Source organism: Campylobacter concisus (genome assembly GCF_003049065.1).
GTDB classification, from domain to species: domain Bacteria; phylum Campylobacterota; class Campylobacteria; order Campylobacterales; family Campylobacteraceae; genus Campylobacter_A; species Campylobacter_A concisus_BE.
The window spans coordinates 151,513-168,485 of sequence record NZ_PISC01000004.1; the positions used below are offsets into that span (position 1 = coordinate 151,513).

At 40.7% G+C, this 16,973-nt stretch carries 12 protein-coding genes and 6 tRNA genes; 8 read left to right on the plus strand and 10 right to left on the minus strand.

Annotated features, from left to right (window positions below; translation table 11 throughout):
- Positions 1-127: 127 nt before the first annotated feature.
- Genes CVS81_RS04995 through CVS81_RS05015 form a run of 5 tightly spaced genes read right to left on the minus strand, consistent with a single transcriptional unit; the run spans position 128 to position 6,093 of the window.
- Positions 128-1,861 carry an AAA family ATPase gene (locus tag CVS81_RS04995; protein ID WP_107965284.1) on the minus strand — a complete coding sequence of 578 codons (1,734 nt, stop codon included), beginning with the start codon at positions 1,859-1,861 and terminating at the stop codon, positions 128-130.
- Positions 1,861-3,528, minus strand: a complete 1,668-nt coding sequence (locus CVS81_RS05000; RefSeq protein ID WP_107965285.1) for a fatty acid--CoA ligase — start codon at positions 3,526-3,528, stop codon at positions 1,861-1,863. The genes CVS81_RS04995 and CVS81_RS05000 overlap by 1 nt, the downstream gene beginning before the upstream one ends.
- An 8-nt stretch (positions 3,529-3,536) precedes the next feature.
- A complete protein-coding gene (locus tag CVS81_RS05005; RefSeq protein ID WP_107965286.1) occupies positions 3,537-4,778 on the minus strand; it encodes an OmpP1/FadL family transporter in 1,242 nt (413 codons plus the stop codon).
- Positions 4,775-5,626: a deoxyribonuclease IV gene (nfo, locus tag CVS81_RS05010; protein ID WP_103574122.1), complete on the minus strand. Its 852-nt coding sequence runs from the start codon at positions 5,624-5,626 to the stop codon at positions 4,775-4,777. Before nfo ends, CVS81_RS05005 begins: the two co-directional genes overlap by 4 nt.
- Positions 5,623-6,093: a hypothetical protein gene (locus CVS81_RS05015; RefSeq protein WP_107965287.1), complete on the minus strand. Its 471-nt coding sequence runs from the start codon at positions 6,091-6,093 to the stop codon at positions 5,623-5,625. Before CVS81_RS05015 ends, nfo begins: the two co-directional genes overlap by 4 nt.
- A 65-nt stretch (positions 6,094-6,158) precedes the next feature.
- On the opposite strand from CVS81_RS05015, the gene CVS81_RS05020 reads away from it, so the two are divergent.
- Positions 6,159-6,233 (plus strand) — tRNA-Glu (locus tag CVS81_RS05020).
- 212 nt (positions 6,234-6,445) lie between these two features.
- Here the strand turns inward: CVS81_RS05020 and CVS81_RS05025 are convergent.
- Positions 6,446-8,863: a GGDEF domain-containing phosphodiesterase gene (locus CVS81_RS05025; protein WP_107965288.1), complete on the minus strand. Its 2,418-nt coding sequence runs from the start codon at positions 8,861-8,863 to the stop codon at positions 6,446-6,448.
- Positions 8,856-9,719: a cytochrome-c peroxidase gene (locus CVS81_RS05030; RefSeq protein WP_107965289.1), complete on the minus strand. Its 864-nt coding sequence runs from the start codon at positions 9,717-9,719 to the stop codon at positions 8,856-8,858. The genes CVS81_RS05025 and CVS81_RS05030 overlap by 8 nt, the downstream gene beginning before the upstream one ends.
- Before the next feature lie 150 nt (positions 9,720-9,869).
- Here CVS81_RS05030 and CVS81_RS05035 point away from each other — a divergent pair, with 150 nt between their 5' ends.
- The 7 genes from CVS81_RS05035 to CVS81_RS05065 all read left to right on the plus strand — a co-directional run bounded on the left by CVS81_RS05035 (position 9,870) and on the right by CVS81_RS05065 (position 11,504).
- Positions 9,870-10,301 carry a type II secretion system protein gene (locus tag CVS81_RS05035; RefSeq protein ID WP_107965290.1) on the plus strand — a complete coding sequence of 144 codons (432 nt, stop codon included), beginning with the start codon at positions 9,870-9,872 and terminating at the stop codon, positions 10,299-10,301.
- A 128-nt stretch (positions 10,302-10,429) separates the two neighbouring features.
- Positions 10,430-10,900 carry a prepilin-type cleavage/methylation domain-containing protein gene (locus tag CVS81_RS05040; RefSeq protein ID WP_107965291.1) on the plus strand — a complete coding sequence of 157 codons (471 nt, stop codon included), beginning with the start codon at positions 10,430-10,432 and terminating at the stop codon, positions 10,898-10,900.
- A 166-nt stretch (positions 10,901-11,066) separates the two neighbouring features.
- Positions 11,067-11,144: transfer RNA gene (locus tag CVS81_RS05045), tRNA-Pro, on the plus strand.
- 9 nt (positions 11,145-11,153) lie between these two features.
- A tRNA-His gene (locus tag CVS81_RS05050) sits at positions 11,154-11,230 on the plus strand.
- Between the two features lie 6 nt (positions 11,231-11,236).
- A tRNA-Arg gene (locus tag CVS81_RS05055) sits at positions 11,237-11,313 on the plus strand.
- Between the two features lie 15 nt (positions 11,314-11,328).
- A tRNA-Arg gene (locus CVS81_RS05060) sits at positions 11,329-11,405 on the plus strand.
- A gap of 14 nt (positions 11,406-11,419) precedes the next feature.
- Positions 11,420-11,504: transfer RNA gene (locus tag CVS81_RS05065), tRNA-Leu, on the plus strand.
- A gap of 667 nt (positions 11,505-12,171) precedes the next feature.
- On the opposite strand, the gene CVS81_RS05075 is transcribed toward CVS81_RS05065, so the two are convergent.
- From CVS81_RS05075 to CVS81_RS05085, 3 genes are all read right to left on the minus strand, one after another.
- Positions 12,172-14,613, minus strand: a complete 2,442-nt coding sequence (locus CVS81_RS05075) for a molybdopterin-dependent oxidoreductase (RefSeq protein ID WP_107965292.1) — start codon at positions 14,611-14,613, stop codon at positions 12,172-12,174.
- A gap of 20 nt (positions 14,614-14,633) precedes the next feature.
- Positions 14,634-15,203, minus strand: coding sequence for a membrane protein (locus tag CVS81_RS05080; RefSeq protein WP_012001035.1), 570 nt, complete (start codon positions 15,201-15,203; stop codon positions 14,634-14,636).
- Positions 15,204-15,372: 169 nt separating this feature from the next.
- Positions 15,373-16,971, minus strand: coding sequence for a flagellar hook-basal body complex protein (locus CVS81_RS05085; RefSeq protein ID WP_199907157.1), 1,599 nt, complete (start codon positions 16,969-16,971; stop codon positions 15,373-15,375).
- Positions 16,972-16,973: the final 2 nt, after the last annotated feature.

Sequence of the window (16,973 nt, forward strand, 5' to 3'; positions counted from 1 at the left end):
TTTAACTCGCGTTTTCCGTGATTTTAGCAGCGAAACTCGTCTAAATTTTTATTGAGTAAAGCAAATTTCTTATAAAAGTCAGTGATTTTTTGTAGCGTAAAGTCAAATTTATAAATTAAGGAAAAAGCTAATAGCCAAATCCCATCTTTTTATCCTCGCCAAAGCTTGAGTTTAGCTCGCGCTCTATCGTGGTTTTGAAGTCCTCAAAGGTAAAGATCCCATCATCTTTTATAGCCACTTTTAAAGCGGTATTTTTTAGCGCAAGGACGATCTGTGCGCCACTTAGGTTAAACTCAGCCAGCCTTTCAACGCTAAAGCCATCTTCAAAGCTCGCATTTTCAGGCAAAATTTTACGCCAAATGGCGAGCCTGCCGTTATAATCAGGCTTTTTAAACTCGATCTTATAGTCAAACCTCCTAGAAAACGCCACATCAAGGCTTTGCAAGAAATTTGTCGTGGCGATCAGCACGCCCTCAAAGCGCTCGATCTGCTCTAAAAAGATATTTTGCATTTGATTATGCATCTTTTCAGCCCCACTCGAGCTCTCCACTCTCGTGCTTAAAAACTGATCAGCCTCATTTAGCAAAAGCACCGGCTCGCTGCCACTTTTTTTGCAAATTTCTTTGTAAGTATCAAAAATTTTCCTTACATTTTGCTCGCTCTCGCCGACATATTTGCTTAAAATTTTTGAGCAGTCAAAGCTTAAAATTTGCTTCTTTAGGCTCTTTGCAAGTCCAACGGCGCTCATGGTCTTGCCAGTGCCAGGCTCGCCGTAAAAGATGATCTTAGCGTCTATATTTTTTCTAGTTTTTATGCCCCAGCTGCTAAGTCTAGCGAGCACTTTTTTATCGACTTGCTTTAGTATCGTGCTTAAAAGCTGCTTTGTCTTTTCGTTTAGCACGACGTCTTCTAGGCTAGTTACTGGCTCAATGAGCTCAAAAATTTCTTGCTCTTTTACTAGGCTTTCGATCTTTATTTTCTTGCTGTTTTTGTCATTTTTTGGGTGCATTATGCTTTGCAAAATTTCTTCGTTTATAAAAAAGCTCTTGCTTACGTTGCCATAAGCGTTTAAAACCTCGTCGTAGTCGATTAGTGCGCCCTCGATGAGCTTTGAGCCATCCTCTAAAAGAGTGCGATTTTTGATGCGTTCAAGCTCATCTTTGCTTATTAGCCCAACTAGCGTGTTTAGGTCGCGGCCGTTTTCAAAGTCGCCCGCGTACTCCTCTTTTAAAAGGGCTAAAAATATGATCTGCTCTTTTTCATCAAGCGAATTTTCTTTAAAAATTTGCTCTATTTTTAGGCTGATCTTGCTTAGTTTTACACGCTCATTTATGCGCTTTGTAAGCTCAGAAATTTGCTCGTTTATGCGCTTTTTGGCGTCATTTGAGCCACCTTCAAAGATCGCAGCCTTAGAGTAAAGCTCTATCTTTAAAAACTGATCTTTTAAATACTCCAAATGATCTTCATAAGGCGCAAGCTCTGGTAAATTTATATCAGCGTTGCCATCTTCAAGGATCTTTAAAAATGTGCTAGAGAGTGAAATTTCAGAGTGAAGTAGCGAGAGTAGCCCTTGGTTAGAGCTTTTTTGCGAGTTCTCTGGCATTTTAAAGAGGCTATAGTTTTGCACTATCCAGCCGCTACCCAGCAAATTTTTTATAAATTTAAGGTATAAAAGTTGCTTGTCGTTTTGCGTGCCAAAGACAGCTCCAAGTAGCTCAAAAACGCTCATACTAGCCGTGCCTTGCACGTAGGCTTTGCTTAGGTATTTTAAAATTTCTCCCTCTTCATCACCACATTTTATAAGCTCGTAAATTTTACTTTTTTTGAGGTCTTGGTTTAGAAAATCAAGCAAATACTTCACTAAATTTTATCCTTTATCTGCTCTTTTAGCACGCGTTTTAGCACCTTACCAGTCGCGTTTCTAGGCAGCTCCTCGGCAAAATAAATGCTTTTTGGAATTTTGAAATTTGCTAAATTTTTCTTTAGATGCTCTCTAACAGTCTTTTCATCAAGATCCATGCCATCTTTTACCTGTATGAAAGCGACGACCTCTTCGTCTGCGTGCACGTCTTTTACGCCGATTACCGCGGTCGCCTCGACTGCTTCGAGCTTATAAATGACCTCTTCGATCTCGCGTGGATAGATATTTATGCCCTTTGATATGATGAGGTCTTTTTTGCGATCAACGATGTAGATAAAGCCCTCTTCATCGATCTTGCCAAGGTCCCCAGTCTTTAGCCAGCCATTTATGATGGTCTCATCAGTCACACCTGGCATGCCGTAGTAGCCTTGCATGACGCAGTCGCCTTTTACGATGATCTCGCCGATCTGGCCGAGTGGAAGCTCCATCATCTCATCATCTACGATCTTGACCTCATAGCCATTTAGTGCGGGGCCTACGCTTAGAAGCTTTTGCTTGTCAAATAAATTTGCCGCTACGACTGGCGAGCATTCGCTAAGGCCGTATCCTTCAACGAGCGTCGCGCGCGGGAATTTCACTCTAAAATCATCGATCGTTTGCTTAGCAAGCGGAGCAGCACCACTTACAAATAACCTTATGCGGTTAAACCATCTAAAATACCAAGGAATTTTTGCCTTGCCGATGGCTGTATATATGGCTGGGATACCCAAAAATACAGTGACTCTTTTAAGCAGCGTCTGCTTTAGCACGTTTGAAAATGGAAAGACCGATCTTACAAGCACCATCGAAGCGCCCGCATATATCGGTAAAAGCACCATCGCTGTGAGCGTAAAGCTATGAAACATCGGTAAAAATACGATAAATCTATCGCTTTTTTTAACCTTAAAACGCTCGTGCGCGCCGATGACGTTTGAGAAGATATTTTTATAGCTTATCATCGCACCCTTTGGCTTGCCTGTGGTGCCTGAGGTGTAGATGATGTGCATGAGATCGTCTATTTTAGGGTATTTTGTGATGCTTAGGGTGTATTTGTGATTGAGCGCTTCGCTGAAATTTACATTTTTTACAACGCCGTTATTTTCATAGCCCTTGCTCATATCCTCTTTTGAAATTTGTGGAGTTGAAGATAGATAAGCGCTTTCTCCATACTCCTCATCAACGCTTACATAGTCGTCTTTTGAGGCACTTTGAAGTTTTTTTGGTGTTTGACCGATCCAGATGATCTTTCTTAAAATTTCAAGCTCGCTAAGTGCGATTAGCTCCTTTGCAAGCGAGCTGGAGGCAAAGAGCACCCTTGCCCCGCAGTCGTTTAATATATACTCAAACTCATTTGTCTTTAAAAAGGTGTTCATCGGCACTGCCACCGCACCGATAGCTATGATAGCAAGGTATGAGATGATAAATTCTTTCGAATTTGCCACCGCCATAGCCACTTTGTCGCCAAAATTTACTCCACAAAGCTGCAAGTAAGCCGCCACTTTATCGACGTTTTGCTTTAGTTCGTGGTATTTTAGCTTCTCTTTTTCATCAAAGATCGCTATCTGGTTTGGACTCTGCTTTGCTACTTTGGTCAAAATTTCATAAAAATTATTATAAGAGTATTGCATTTTTAGCCCTAGAAAGAGTATTTAAATGTCATTGCAGCTATCTGGACGCTACTTGCGTCAAATTCGCCAGACATTGAGCCAGTGCCAGTTTTTATATCTGTCGCACGTTTTTTGTCTCGGTGCTGATAGAGATAGCCTAGTCCTAGCTCTAAATTTGGCGTAAATTTATAGTTTGCCCCAAACGAATATGCCTGAGAGGTGGTGTTTGGAAGCTCTAAGCCAGTGTGCTCGCTGCTAGTTATATCCTCATCGTATGAAAAGCCAGCCATTAGCCTAAGTTTTTCATTTACATCGTAGGCAAGACCTATCCTATATGTGTTTGTATCTTTTGCATTTTTGACAACTGGATCGTCCATAAATGCCTTAAAGGATCTACCTAGAATAGGGTGTGAATGAGCTGCCGTCTTGTCATCATATTCAAAGTCATAATCTTTAAATTTAGACCAGTAAGTCCTCTCGAAAGCTAGCAAAAGGGTAAAGTCGCTAAATTTATATCCAGTCGCAAGCACTAGCTGAGCAGGCAAAGGGATCTCAACTCTTGTTTTGCCATGATAGCTTATAGGTGCTAGAGCCCCGTTAAAATCAGCATCAGCACTACCTTTAAGCTCTAAATTTACCTTCGAGCGGTAAGTCACTGCAAAGCTAAGCTCCTCGATAGGTCTATATGTAAGAGCGACGTTGTAGCCGTAGTTTATACCATCGCCTTGTATCTCTCTGTAGCCAAAACGTCCAAAGTCACTTGCTATCTTGCCTTTGCTATAAATGCCCCTAGCGCCCAGAGCAATGGCAAGTTTATCATTTATGCGGTAAGCTACGGTTGGATTTAGCTCGACAACTTGTAGTTTAAACCTCTTGCCAGTAAAAGCTGTCTCTGGATCCTCCCACGAGATGCCAACAGCAGCAGGCACGGCAAGGGCTAGTCCAAATCTCCAGTTTTCATAAATTTCTGGCGTTACAAAGCTAAATGTGCCAGCTAGCGAGTCAAATTTCTTTGAGCTGTAGCTCTTGCCATCATCGCTTTTAAAGTCGATGGAATTTATATGAAACCAACCAAGCGTGCTTTCAAAATGGTGAAGCCCGTCTAAAAACATCATATTTGCAGGGTTAAAATAAGCTGCATCAGCCCCAAAACTAAAGGCTACGTTACTAGCAGCAAGCCCTAAAGAGTCAGCACTTTGCTCAGGGACCTTATAACCCCCAGCATTTAATAAAGAACACGTCGCAACAATGCTTAAAAGCACTCTTTTCATAGCTTTTCCTTTTCTAGGTTTCTTAAAATTTTGATCTCATCTTCCCAAATGCTCTCGTCAATCGTCTCTAAAATCAAGGGAATTTCGCCTATTTTATCATCATTTATTATATTTTCAAAAGCGCCAAGCCCAAGCTCACCCTTGCCAAGGCTCTCGTGTCTGTCTTTTTTTGAGCCAAGCCCAAATTTAGCGTCATTTAGGTGCATGCCAGATAGAAATTTATAGCCGATGATCGCGTCAAATTCGCCCATCGTCTTAGCGTAAGCCTCTTTGCTTCTTAGATCGTATCCAGCGGCAAATGCGTGGCAAGTATCGATGCAAACGCCAACTCTGCTCTCATCATCAACTCGCTCGATCAAATACGCCAGCTGCGCAAAGTCAAAGCCTAAATTTGAGCCTTGTGCGGCTGTGTTTTCGATGACAAGCTTTACGCCACTTGTTCGTTTTAGCGCTTCATTTATGCAACTAGCGATGTTATCTAGGCACTCATTTTGGCTTATTTGCTTTAGGTGCGAGCCTGGGTGGAAATTTAAAAGCTTTAGTCCAAGCTGGCTAGCTCGCTCTATCTCATCGATAAAGGCTTCAAGGGATTTAGCTCTTGCCTCTTTTTCTGGATGGCCTAAATTTATGAGGTAGCTTGCGTGTGGCAAGACGTGATCAGCGCTTATGCCAGAGGCCTTTAAATTTGCTTTAAACTGCTCTATCTCGCCCTCGCTTAGCTCTTTTGCGCTCCATTGACGCTGGTTTTTTGTAAAAAGCGCAAAGGCATTTGCTCCTATTTTTGCAGCATTTAGCGGCGCGTTAAAGACGCCTCCAGCCGCACTTACGTGAGCTCCGATATATCTCATTTTAACTCTTTTATTATCACTTTTATTTTATTTTTGCTATCTACAAATTTGACGTAGTTATCGCAAACTTCGTATTTTATAAAATAAGAACTTAGATCTTGTCTAAAGCCGCACTCTGTGGTGCTTAGACCTTTGCCGTCATAAATTTTTTGCCTTTGCAAAATCTCTTCAAAAAGGCTCTCATAATGCGGCGCTAGAAAAAATTTCTCGTTAAATTCAGTCTTTTTAAAACAAGCGCTATTTACGCAAATTTTGTCCTTTATGTTGATATTTGCAGTATTTACGCCAGAGCTATAAATTTGCAAATTTAGATCATTTTTATAAATGTGAAAAAATCCAACATCATTTATCTTTATCATCGGAGAAAATAAAGTGACCTGAAAAGCTTGCGAGCTTTGCGGTGTTTTAGTCGCAACACAGCCTGAAAAAATGAGAGCAGATAATACAACAAGTGAAAATTTCTTCAACGATTTGTCCTTTTATGTAAATTTAAGTTAAAAAGTAATATAATCCCAACTTCATAACCGACCGTGGCCCATTCGTCTAGCGGTTAGGACATCGCCCTTTCACGGCGGTAACACGAGTTCGAGTCTCGTATGGGTCACCACTTCTAAAAGACAAAATCTTATCCACATAAGCTTTAAAATCTAGTTAATCCAAATTTCAAGCTTTCTAAAAACAAATTCTTAAATTTTCGTTTTGTAAAAAGAGATCAAATTTCACGTCTAGCAAAATTTAAAAAAGAGGTTTTGCGCGAGCATAAAAGCAAAAAGCAGTTAAATTTAGCCCTTTAATAGGCTCTAAATTAACTGCTTAAATTTACATCTGATGTGGCTTGCCTAGTAAAAATCCCTGCGCATACGAAATTCCAAATTTCTTTATGTACTCTAAAATTTCTTCATTGCTCACAAACTCAGCCACGATCTTATAGCCTTGTCTTCTAGCAAAGCTCACGATAGTCTCAACCAAAACTCTTGCGTTTTCATCGGTTGGTAGCTTTTTGATGATCGAGCCATCTATCTTGATGTTATCGATATCAAGCTCTAAAATTCGGTAGTAGTTAGAGTAGCCAGAGCCAAAGTCGTCGATTGAGATTTTACATCCATATTTCTTAGCTCTTTTTATAAATTCATTTGCCATGCCGTAGTCGCTAAGCTCTTCGCTCTCTAGCATCTCAAAGCAAACTCTACTAGGATCTGGGCAGCTCTCTAGCTTTTCATCTAAAATTTCTCTAACACCTGGATCAGTTAGATCCGAGCTTGAAAGGTTGATAGAAAATGTATAGTCTGGATATTTTTTAACTAGATCAAAGGCTAGGGCGATCACTTTTTTTGTTATCTGAAGATAAAGTTGCGTTTTCATCGCGATCTCTAAAAACTCGCCTGGGTAGCGGATCTTGCCGTTTTGATCGACTATGCGCACCAAAACTTCGTAGTATTTTGCCTCTGTCTCATTTTCATGCACGTTAAAAATTCCCTGACACTCGACTATCACCTTGTCGTTTTCTAGGGCGTACTCGATGAGTTCGGTTATGAGTTGGTTTTTGTAGTATCTCATCTCGATCGCATCGTTTTCTAGGTAGTAGTAGATCTCGTTGCCGCTATCGCTTGCTTGTTGATTGGCTAGGATTGACTGCATTAGGCGGTTTGTTTGCGGCGTGTCATTTGATAAAGATACACCAAGAGTTATCTTGATGCCAGGTAGATTTTCAAATTTACCATCTATCTCGATATTCATCCTGCTAAAGTTAAAATACTCTTTTATAAAGCCGATATCTCTAACGATGTCATCGCCTTGATACCAGATGTAAAACGCATCATCTTGAAATCTAAATAGCTCAGCATTTATAGAGTAGGTATCAACGCAGAGTTTTAGCGTATTTGCCACCGCTTTTAGCATGGCTTCGATGACCTTGTTTTGGTAGAAAAATCTTAGCATCTTATAGTTTTTGATGCTTATGCTGATCAAAATTCCATCTTTTTTCGCTTCTATCATCTCAGTTAGGGCAAAGTAGTTGCCAAAACCAGTTAGCTTGTCGATTGAGGATTGAATTTTTATCTGCTCATTTTTTTGAGTTAGCTCTTTGAGCATGCTAAGCTCTTTTGTCCTATCAAGCTTTATAGCCATGTAGCCTTCTAGCTTGCCCTCAAAGAAAAATGGCGCAAAACGCACCTTCTCATAAAGTAGCTTGCCGCTTTTTGTCCTGCTTATGAGCTCCTCGCTCTCCCATGAGATGTGCTTATTTATAGCATTTCTTATCTCAGCGTAAAAGCTCTCTGGGTGCATATTTGATTTTAAAATTTTAGGACTTTTGCCGACAACATCTTTTAGTTTATAGCCAGTTTTTGACTCAAAAGTTTTATTTACATATAAAATTTTATTGTCATTGTCGCAAAAGACTATCGAGCTATGTCCTGCATCCACTGTCGTTTTTAGTAGTTTTATCTGTTTTAACTGCTTAGCTAGTACCCTTGCTTGATAAAAAGTTAAAGCGCAAAATAACACAAAACTAATAAAGCAAAGCACTTGCATTATTACTATATTTCGTATCATTATTTTGTAAGAGGCTAGGGTATCATCTCTAAATTTTCTTAGTGTTTCTCCAAGTTTTAGATCAACAGAGTCTTGAGCTACGGCACTTAGGTTTTTTGCAAATTCAAGCGCGTAAGTTGCCTTATTTAGCACCAAGATCGCTTTTGTGTCGTTTTTGTAAGTATCTTTATACTTTTCTATCTGCTCTTTTGTTTGATTTAGCGTTTCGGGGCTGATTAGGGCTGAGCTTTTTATCGCGTGAAATATCACATTAAGCGCATCTAGCTTCTTCTCTGATGCTATTTCAAACTCACCTGATAAGATATAAGCAGCCATTGACGAGCTAGCGTAGTTTGACCTATCTACAAGCCTTTGTTTTTTTAAAAAGTCGTCGTTTATGACCTTTAAAGTTCTGGCATTTTTCTCTTGGTAAAAGACCTGTATGATCGCGTTTAGCTCATCAAGCTTGGTTAAATTTTGATCAAAACTTCTTAAATTTTTATTTACATCGTCGTAGTTTAAGCGAAGTACGTTATTTTCTAAGCTAAAGCTTAGCTCGTTATCTAGCAAGATAAGGCTTAAGATCGTATCGTTAAATTTACTAACAGCAGTAACTGCTCTATTTGCCATATAGATGTAAGCTGAGCTAAAGAAAAAGACGATCGCTAGGACGATTAAGATGATATTTGCTTGTCTTTTATTCATTTAGTATCCTAGGTCTGCGTCCATTTAGTGTTTGCAAAAATTTATAAATTTGCTCCAGCTCTTCGCTACTTAGTGTGTGGATCAGCTGATGATAGCTCACAAAGCCTATGACCTCTTTTAGATCGCTCATTTCGCCACTGCTTAGATATGGAGCCGTTCTTGCTACATTTCTAAGCGAAGGCACGCGCATGAGGCGTCTGCTCTCACCTGCATCTTTTAAGCCCACGTTTTGCATCAAATTTCCACCCAAATTTCTACCATTGTGGCATGCCACACAGCCTATTTTATTAAAGAGCTCAAAGCCCTTTTTTGCTTCATTATTTATGGAGTCATCATTGCCAGCTAGATACTCATCAAATGGCGAATCAATGCTCAAAACCGCCTTTTCAAATTCCACCAAAGCATCTACTATATTTTCGTAGTTTATACCATCATCGTATGCATCATTAAACAAAATCCCATACTCGCCTATGCTTTTTACCTTTTTTACTATCTCATCTTTGTTTGAATTTAGCTCATTTCTAGAATTTATCGACTCTTTTACTTGATCTTTTAAGCTTCTTACTCTACCATCAGTAAAAAATAGAAAATTTAAAGCCGAATTTAGCACGCTAGGTGGGTTTATAACGCCCTTTTGGCTGGTGTAAGATGAGTTTGTGCCACTTAAATTCCAGTATAAGTTGTGGCAAGTTTCGCATGAGTAGTTTTCAGTGGTGCTTAGCCTTTTGTCAAAAAAGAGTTTCTTGCCGATGTAGGCTTGTTTTTCGTCATATTTTGATGAAAGCACTGGCTCAAATGATGAATTTGCGCTCAAAATACAAAAAGATACTACCATCCAAAATAAAACTTTTTTCATAAAATCTCCATATTCTTGAGCGTCATTATAGCGGAATTCTTTTTCATAACTACCAAATCGGCTAAATTGTAAAAAATTTAGTTTTTATTTGTCTTTTGAAAAAAATGTTGTATAATCCGCGAAAAATTACACAAATTTCAAGGAGGAACCATGAAAAAAGGTTTTACAATGATCGAGTTGATCTTCGTGATCGTGATTTTAGGCATATTAGCCGCAGTCGCTATACCAAGACTAGCTGCAACAAGGGATGATGCAGAGATAGCTAAAACTGCTACAAATATACAAACGCTTGTTTCTGACCTAGGCTCTTACTATACTTCACAAGGTAGTTTTAACACCGATGTTAGCAAAATGTCAAATGTTGCAAGTCCTGTTAAAGCAAAAACAAACAATTGTCTAACTATAGGTACACCAGACAATGCTAAAGGTGAAATATCCGCTACTATAGATGCAACAAATGGTCTTTGTAAAGATGTTTGGGCTTTACCGGGTCTAAAGAACATAAAAACAATCATTGAAAGCAATGATAACAAAACAGCAAATACACTTAAATTTGGCGGCATGGGCGTAAAATACGAATAATTTAAGCTCGTTAGCTTTTTGGCAAGGAAATTCCTTGCCACTCTTCTTTAACTTAATTTCAAAATTTATCTTTCATTTATAAAAATTCTAGCTATAATCTCGCAACTTCAAATTTCAAGGATGAAGTAATGAAAAAAGCTTTTACTATGATCGAACTAATTCTCATTATAGTTGTCATCGGCATATTAGCCGCGGTCGCTATCCCAAGGATCAGCGCTACAAGAGATGATGCGGTCTTAGTAAAGACTATGGCGGAGATTAGAACGGCTATCGAAGAGATAAATGCCTACTATATATCACAAGGCAAACTAGCCCTTGATACTGCGAATAATAAAGTTAAATTTAAAGAGATGACAAATGCTGGGGTCGTGGGTAGCTCTGGTGATCTTGGCTTTTTTGCTAAAAACGAAAAGTGCATTTCATTAAAATTCTTTGCTGCAGACCAAAGCTGCTTAGGAGTAGATATCAGCGAGCAAGGCCTATGCAAAAAACTTTGGGAAGCTCCAGAATTTAAGCGCTTTAGCCAGACTATGATAAGGCCAGCACAAGGAGCATTACCAGCTCATATCAGCTTTAGCGCTGCTCGCATCGTCTTTTAGCTAGATATTTTTATCAAAAGCTTTAAAGTCTGAAATTTACACTTAATTCTTGAAATTTTATAAAAATAAAGTCCAAAACTAATTTTTTCTTGACAACAATAACATTTTTAGATACAATGCGACTTTTTAATGAGGTAGTGGCATAAACTTACAAACACGACTCAGGCGGGGTGTAGCGCAGTCTGGTTAGCGCATCTGGTTTGGGACCAGAGGGCCGAAGGTTCGAATCCTTTCACCCCGACCATGTTAAACGGTGAGTGTAGCTCAGTCGGTTAGAGCATCAGATTGTGGTCCTGAGGGTCGTGGGTTCGATTCCCATCACTCACCCCATTTTGGGCGCTCGTAGCTCAATTGGATAGAGCGACAGACTTCGGATCTGTAGGTTATGGGTTCGACTCCTATCGGGCGCGCCACTTGAAAGACTTTATGCGCTCATAGCTCAGCTGGATAGAGCAACGGCCTTCTAAGCCGTAGGCCTCAGGTTCGAATCCTGATGGGCGTACCACTTATTATTGTTGTGCGGATGTGGTGAAATTGGCAGACACGCCAGACTTAGGATCTGGTGCCCCACGGCGTGGAGGTTCAAGTCCTCTCATCCGCACCATCTTTTTAAAATCCATCTTTAAAACTTCAAAAAAACTTGATTTTCATTTGAATTTATCAAATTTATTTTGTGAATTCGGTAAGAATATCCATTTATTAAATGATCCGCATCAAATTTATAGACTCAAAATTTCAAATTAACAATTAAATTTTTGAACCATTTGCAAGCAATAATCTCGTGTATATTTGGCAACGCTGCGATATTGGTTGTAGGCGAGGCGCTGTTGGTAAATTTAACTTTAGAGCTTCAAAACACAAAAAAATTGTGGCTTAAATTTAGAAAACCGAGATACTTAAAGAGTAAAAGAGATGAAATTTGCAATAGAAGCAATAAATTTAAGCTATTAGAAAAGTATATTTCTTTTGTGGTGGTAGTTGTGCTGATATTTTCCCACCAAATTTAACTACAAAATCAAATAATCTAGAAATTTACGATCAAATTTAAGTCGCTTCGGGCTTGGATTTAAATTCTTGCTACCAAATTTATTAGCCAAAGTGATAACTAAATTTGAACTGCCCGAGAAATTTGCTCAGCAAGTAGCTTGTTTAAATATTTTTGTTTTTAGAAGCTAGAAATTTATTGTGGTTGAAACTTTAGCTATTTGCAGATTTAAAGCAGCACATATACGTCAAATTTAGCCCCCAAGTGAGGGCTAAATTTATAAATTCTACAAAGATTGCAAAATTTTTGGTTTAGAAAACGCAGTGATCGGTTTGATCTCGCCTTTGTATTTTTCTAAATTTACAAGGATCGTGTGTCCGCAGTTGCTTTGAGCGATGCTAGATGTGCCTTTGTCGCGAGTTAGGACATTGACGCAGCCATGCTTGCAAAGGCTCTTTTCGCCTAGCACTTCAGGGTCGTACCATGCGCCTTCGCAGATGGCGATGACGTGCTCTGGGATGATGTCAGTGACAAGCGCGCCGACCAAAATTTCGCCCCTGTCGTTAAATACTCTCACCACGTCGCCAGTTGCTATGCCTTTTGCTTTGGCGTCATTTACGTTTATTAGCATTGGCTCTCTAGCGCATACTTCAGCGTAGTTTCTGATCACGGAGTTATTTAGCTGTGAGTGGAGGCGGTATCTTGAGTGTGGGGTTGTGACGCTAAATGGATACTTCTTAGCTTTTTCGCTGCCAAGCCACTCAAACGGCTCGATCCAAGCAACGTGTGGCGCAAAGTCTTTGTAGCCAAATTTAGCGATAGTTGGAGAGTAGAGCTCTATCTTGCCAGATGGCGTGCCTAGGCGATTTTTGTGAGGATTTTCTCTAAAAGCGCTAAGTCTTGTGTAGTATCTGCTCGCTTCGTCATCTTGCTCAAATCTAACATATCCCTCTTTCCAAAACTCATCAAAGCTTGGCATCTTGACATTTATGCCTTTAGCTTGCTCGGCTGCATCTGCGTAAAATTCTTTCGCCCAGCCAAGCTCATCTTTGCCCTCTGTAAAGACCTCTTCTCTGCCCCAGCGTTTGCAGATTTGTGAGCAGATCCAGTAATCACTCCTGCTCTCGCCCATAGGCTCTACGACAGGCTTGTAAGCTACGATGTACTCGTTTGTCGGCACGCTTTGGTTGATGTCGTTTCTCTCGACTTCAAGGGCTACTGGCAAGACGATGTCGCTTAGTTTTGCTGTGCTTGTCCAAAATGGCTCAGCGGTTATTACGGTGTCAAATTTACGCCACGCTTTTACGGCGTTATTTACGTCTTGATGTCTTGTAAACATCGATCCAGACGCCATGTAAGCCACTCTCATGTGTGGTAGCTTGATCTTTGAGCCGTCATAGTCTATCTCTTTGCCAGGGTTTTGCAAAGCCTCGATCGATCTTGACGATGGGATGGTGACGTTTTTAAATTTCTTCCAAGGAGCGCCATCTACGTTGTCGTATTTCTCGCTTATGCTGGTGCTGATGCCTTTTAATGACGGAGCGATCTTGTCTGTAGCGCCATTTGCGTAGTAGAGGTTAAACTCAAACCCAAGACCCTCTTTGCCTATCTGACCTAGCATCGCGCTAAGTGTTACGATGCCCCAAAAGCCCATCTCGCCGTGATCTTGTCTTTGAAGTGATCTGCCTGCGATGATGACGCTTGGCTCTTTTGCAAGCGCTGTTGCAAATTTAGCGATATCTTCGGCTTTTACGCCACAAATTTTGCTTGCCCAGTTGATATCTTTGACCACTTTGTCGGTTGTGCCAAGTAGGTAGTCTTTAAATTTATTAAAGCCAACTGTGTATTTTTTGATAAATTCTTCGTCATAAAGCTTATTTTCATATAGATAGTGGCACATGCCAAGCATCATTGCTACGTCGGTATTTGGACGAACGATGATAGCTTCAGAGTCAAGGTATCTTGTGGTGTCGTTTTTAAAGACGCAAACGCTATAAGTTTTTATGCCTGCCTCTTTTATCTTTTTGATGCCAAGATAGCCATCATGTGTTGGTGGTTGCCATGAAATTTGACCAGTTACAAGCGGGTCAGTGCCCCAAAATACAACGTTTTTAGCATTTTTAGCGATGGCCTCCCACTTTGTCGGAGCGTCATAAACGGCGCTGTTGCCTAGGACGTGAGGCATGATGACAAGGCCAGCTCCAGTTGAGTAGTCGCCACTCTCTTCGACGTATCCGCCAAGCACTTTTAGCATCCTGTGACCAACAGTCCTGCCCCAGCTGATCTTACCGCTGCCGCCCCACCAGTAGCACTCGCCGTAGATGCTCTCAGGGCCATATTTGTCGAAATTTTCTTTTAAGGCTTTTGCTGCTAGATCAAGGGCTGTCTCCCAGCTAACACGCACAAATTCCTCTTTGCCACGAAGCTCGCTCTTTGCTGCGCCTTTTGCCTTTAGGTAGCTCTTTCTTACGTATGGATAGAGCACGCGGCTTTCGTTTTGGATGAGGTCTGGCAAGCTGTTGTTCATGGTATTTGGGAATTTATCGCCCTCAAATGGATCGACGGAGACGATTTGGTTTGAGTTGGTATTTGCCCAAAATAGCCCAAATCTATTTGCGCCAAAGGTTTTGTTTTGGTCAAAAATGGTCTTGCTCACGCCCTCTATCTTGCTTGCTTGCGCTGCTGTGGCAGCAAGTGCAGAAAATTTTATAAAATCTCGTCTTTTCATATTTTCTCCCTTATGAAAATTTATTTTACTTTTTTGGCATTGTGTTGTAGGTATTTAAGCACTAAATTTAGGTCAGTTTCATCTAGTGCGACAAATTTAGCATCGACCATACCAGATAAATTTGCTGGCCACTGAGCAGCTGTGAAGCTATTTGGCTCGTGCAGCCTATGACATGCTGAGCAGGTCTCTTCGTAAATTTTCTTAGCCTTTGCGTAAAGCTCTTTTTGGTTGCCACCAAGCGCATCATTTGGCACTTCATAAATGCCATTAGCTTGATACCAAACCTCTCCGTAGTCATCTTCAAGATCTTTTACTTTTTTGAAATTTGCCTCGCTCTCGTTATCAAAAGCTACAAAGACTTCAGGATCTTCTACGCTTCTTTGAAGCTGAGCCAAGTAGTTTGCCGACACTACACCACTAACCTTGATCTTGCTCGTTTTATCGCCTTTTTCTAAGACTTCAACTGGCGTTAAAACCTCGATCTTACCGATCATCTTGCCATCAAGTGTTATGTTTGCATCTTTTGCGATCACATCAGCACCGAAGGCAAGACTACAAGCTAGCACTGGGGCTAAAAATAGCATTTTCATTTGACAATCCTTAAAAAAAGAAATTAAATGAATTTTATAACCAGCATGCTTAAAATTATATTGATATATTTAGAGAAAAGTGAGTATTTTAGGGGATTTGAAAGGTCTAAAGTAAATTTAAAATTATTAAATTTAAAGGGCGATTGCTCGCCCAAATTTACTCTAAGGATTATTTCTTCATCTGGATAGCAGTTTGTATCATCTCGTCGCTTGTCGTGATGCTTTTAGCGCTCGCTTCGTAGGCCTTTTGCGTGACGATCACCTCGCTTAGTGCTTGACCAAGATCGACATTACTCATCTCAAGCTTGTTTGCTAAAATTTGCGCCCCATAAACGGTCTCGCCAGCTTTATTTTTGTAGAAAAATGGCTCGCCAGAGTTGGCTGTGGCTTCATAGAGATTATCGCCAACCTTTGCCACGCCTTGGTCATTTATAAAGTGATAAAGTGCCACTTTTGCCACAGGAAATGCACGAGTGTTGTCGAAATTTGCCATGATGTTGCCACGGTCATCGACGCTATATTTTGATAAAAGCCCCTCAGCGTAGCCATCTCTTTTTATGTTAAAGTCTTTTCTAGCGTTTGCTGAGCTTGTCATGCCATTATAAACGTCCGCATCGCCGTCGCCTTCGAAGTTTAAATTTACGCCGCCAACGCTCGTTAGCGTATTTGCCACAAGCCTGCCACTGCCATTAAATGTAAGTGAGCCCATCGCGGTATTTTGCACGGCTCCGCTAGCGTCAGTTATCGTTGCCACCGCGTCCCAGATAGTCTGGTCGCCAGTTTGCGGGATCTGCTTGGTTAAATTTATAGTGACCAAGCTCTTTGTGCCGTCTGCGTTGTAGATATCGGAGGTTAGTTTTTCTTTGTTTGGCACTTCAACGAGTGAGGTGACTTCAGCATTTACCTCTAAATTTGCAAAATCCATAAATTTAAGGCTCTTGTCGTTTATCTGCCAAGTGCCATCACCCTCGAGAGTGGTAGAAAACTCGCTAAATTTACCATCGCCATCTTTTACTTTTACGACCACGCTGTCGCCAGCTTTTGCGCCAAGTGATGTGGTGCTTAGCGGGATCTGTCCGTTTAGTGAGATCGTTTTGTTTGTATTATCAAGCGTGTAGGCGTATTGGCTAGCATCAAGCGCTGTCGTTTTTTTATCTGTTATGCGGGTTGAGTTTAGGTTGCCTTTTAGGCTGATCTTTGTAGTAGCCTCAGCTGGCATAAATAAAAAATGAGGCAGCGTTATGCCCTTTTGCGAGCCAGGATCGCCCAGACTTAGCTCCTCTTGCGAGACGGTAAAAGCTTGTGGCGCGCTTGAGGTTTGACCATATTTTTTAAGAGCGCTCGCACTTGGCGTGGTCGGAGTGAAATTTGCAAGCGTGCCAAGGAGTAAATTTCCCCTAGTATCTACTAAATTTCCAGCCGCATCTATGTCAAAAGTGCCTGTTCTTGTGTAGTAGTTTTTGCCTGTTTTATCGACAACGCCAAAGAAGCCATCTCCGCCTATGGCAAGGTCAAAGTTGTTATCAGTGCTTTGAAAGCTACCATTTGACATGTCAAGTGCAGTCGTTTGCTTAGTAGCTCCAAGTCCCACTTGATCGCTAGTTGGGCCACTGCCAGCTGAGACTAGATTTTGGTTGATTAAATTTTTAAACTCAGGGATTGAAGCTTTGAAGCCGACATTGTTTATGTTTGAGATGTTGTTTGACCAAACATCCATGCCAAAGCTTTGCGTCTTGATACCGCTAACCCCGTTGTAAAAACCTCTCATCA

What these genes read in the sequence shown, in the direction of transcription:
- CVS81_RS05000 (WP_107965285.1), bottom strand. Translation starts at nt 3,528, where the DNA reads ATGCAATACTCTTATAATAATTTTTATGAAATTTTGACCAAAGTAGCA.
- CVS81_RS05005 (WP_107965286.1), bottom strand. Translation starts at nt 4,778, where the DNA reads ATGAAAAGAGTGCTTTTAAGCATTGTTGCGACGTGTTCTTTATTAAAT.
- nfo (WP_103574122.1), bottom strand. Translation starts at nt 5,626, where the DNA reads ATGAGATATATCGGAGCTCACGTAAGTGCGGCTGGAGGCGTCTTTAAC.
- CVS81_RS05025 (WP_107965288.1), bottom strand. Translation starts at nt 8,863, where the DNA reads ATGAATAAAAGACAAGCAAATATCATCTTAATCGTCCTAGCGATCGTC.
- CVS81_RS05030 (WP_107965289.1), bottom strand. Translation starts at nt 9,719, where the DNA reads ATGAAAAAAGTTTTATTTTGGATGGTAGTATCTTTTTGTATTTTGAGC.
- CVS81_RS05035 (WP_107965290.1), top strand. Translation starts at nt 9,870, where the DNA reads ATGAAAAAAGGTTTTACAATGATCGAGTTGATCTTCGTGATCGTGATT.
- CVS81_RS05040 (WP_107965291.1), top strand. Translation starts at nt 10,430, where the DNA reads ATGAAAAAAGCTTTTACTATGATCGAACTAATTCTCATTATAGTTGTC.
- CVS81_RS05075 (WP_107965292.1), bottom strand. Translation starts at nt 14,613, where the DNA reads ATGAAAAGACGAGATTTTATAAAATTTTCTGCACTTGCTGCCACAGCA.
- CVS81_RS05080 (WP_012001035.1), bottom strand. Translation starts at nt 15,203, where the DNA reads ATGAAAATGCTATTTTTAGCCCCAGTGCTAGCTTGTAGTCTTGCCTTC.
- CVS81_RS05085 (WP_199907157.1), bottom strand. Translation starts at nt 16,971, where the DNA reads ATGAGAGGTTTTTACAACGGGGTTAGCGGTATCAAGACGCAAAGCTTT.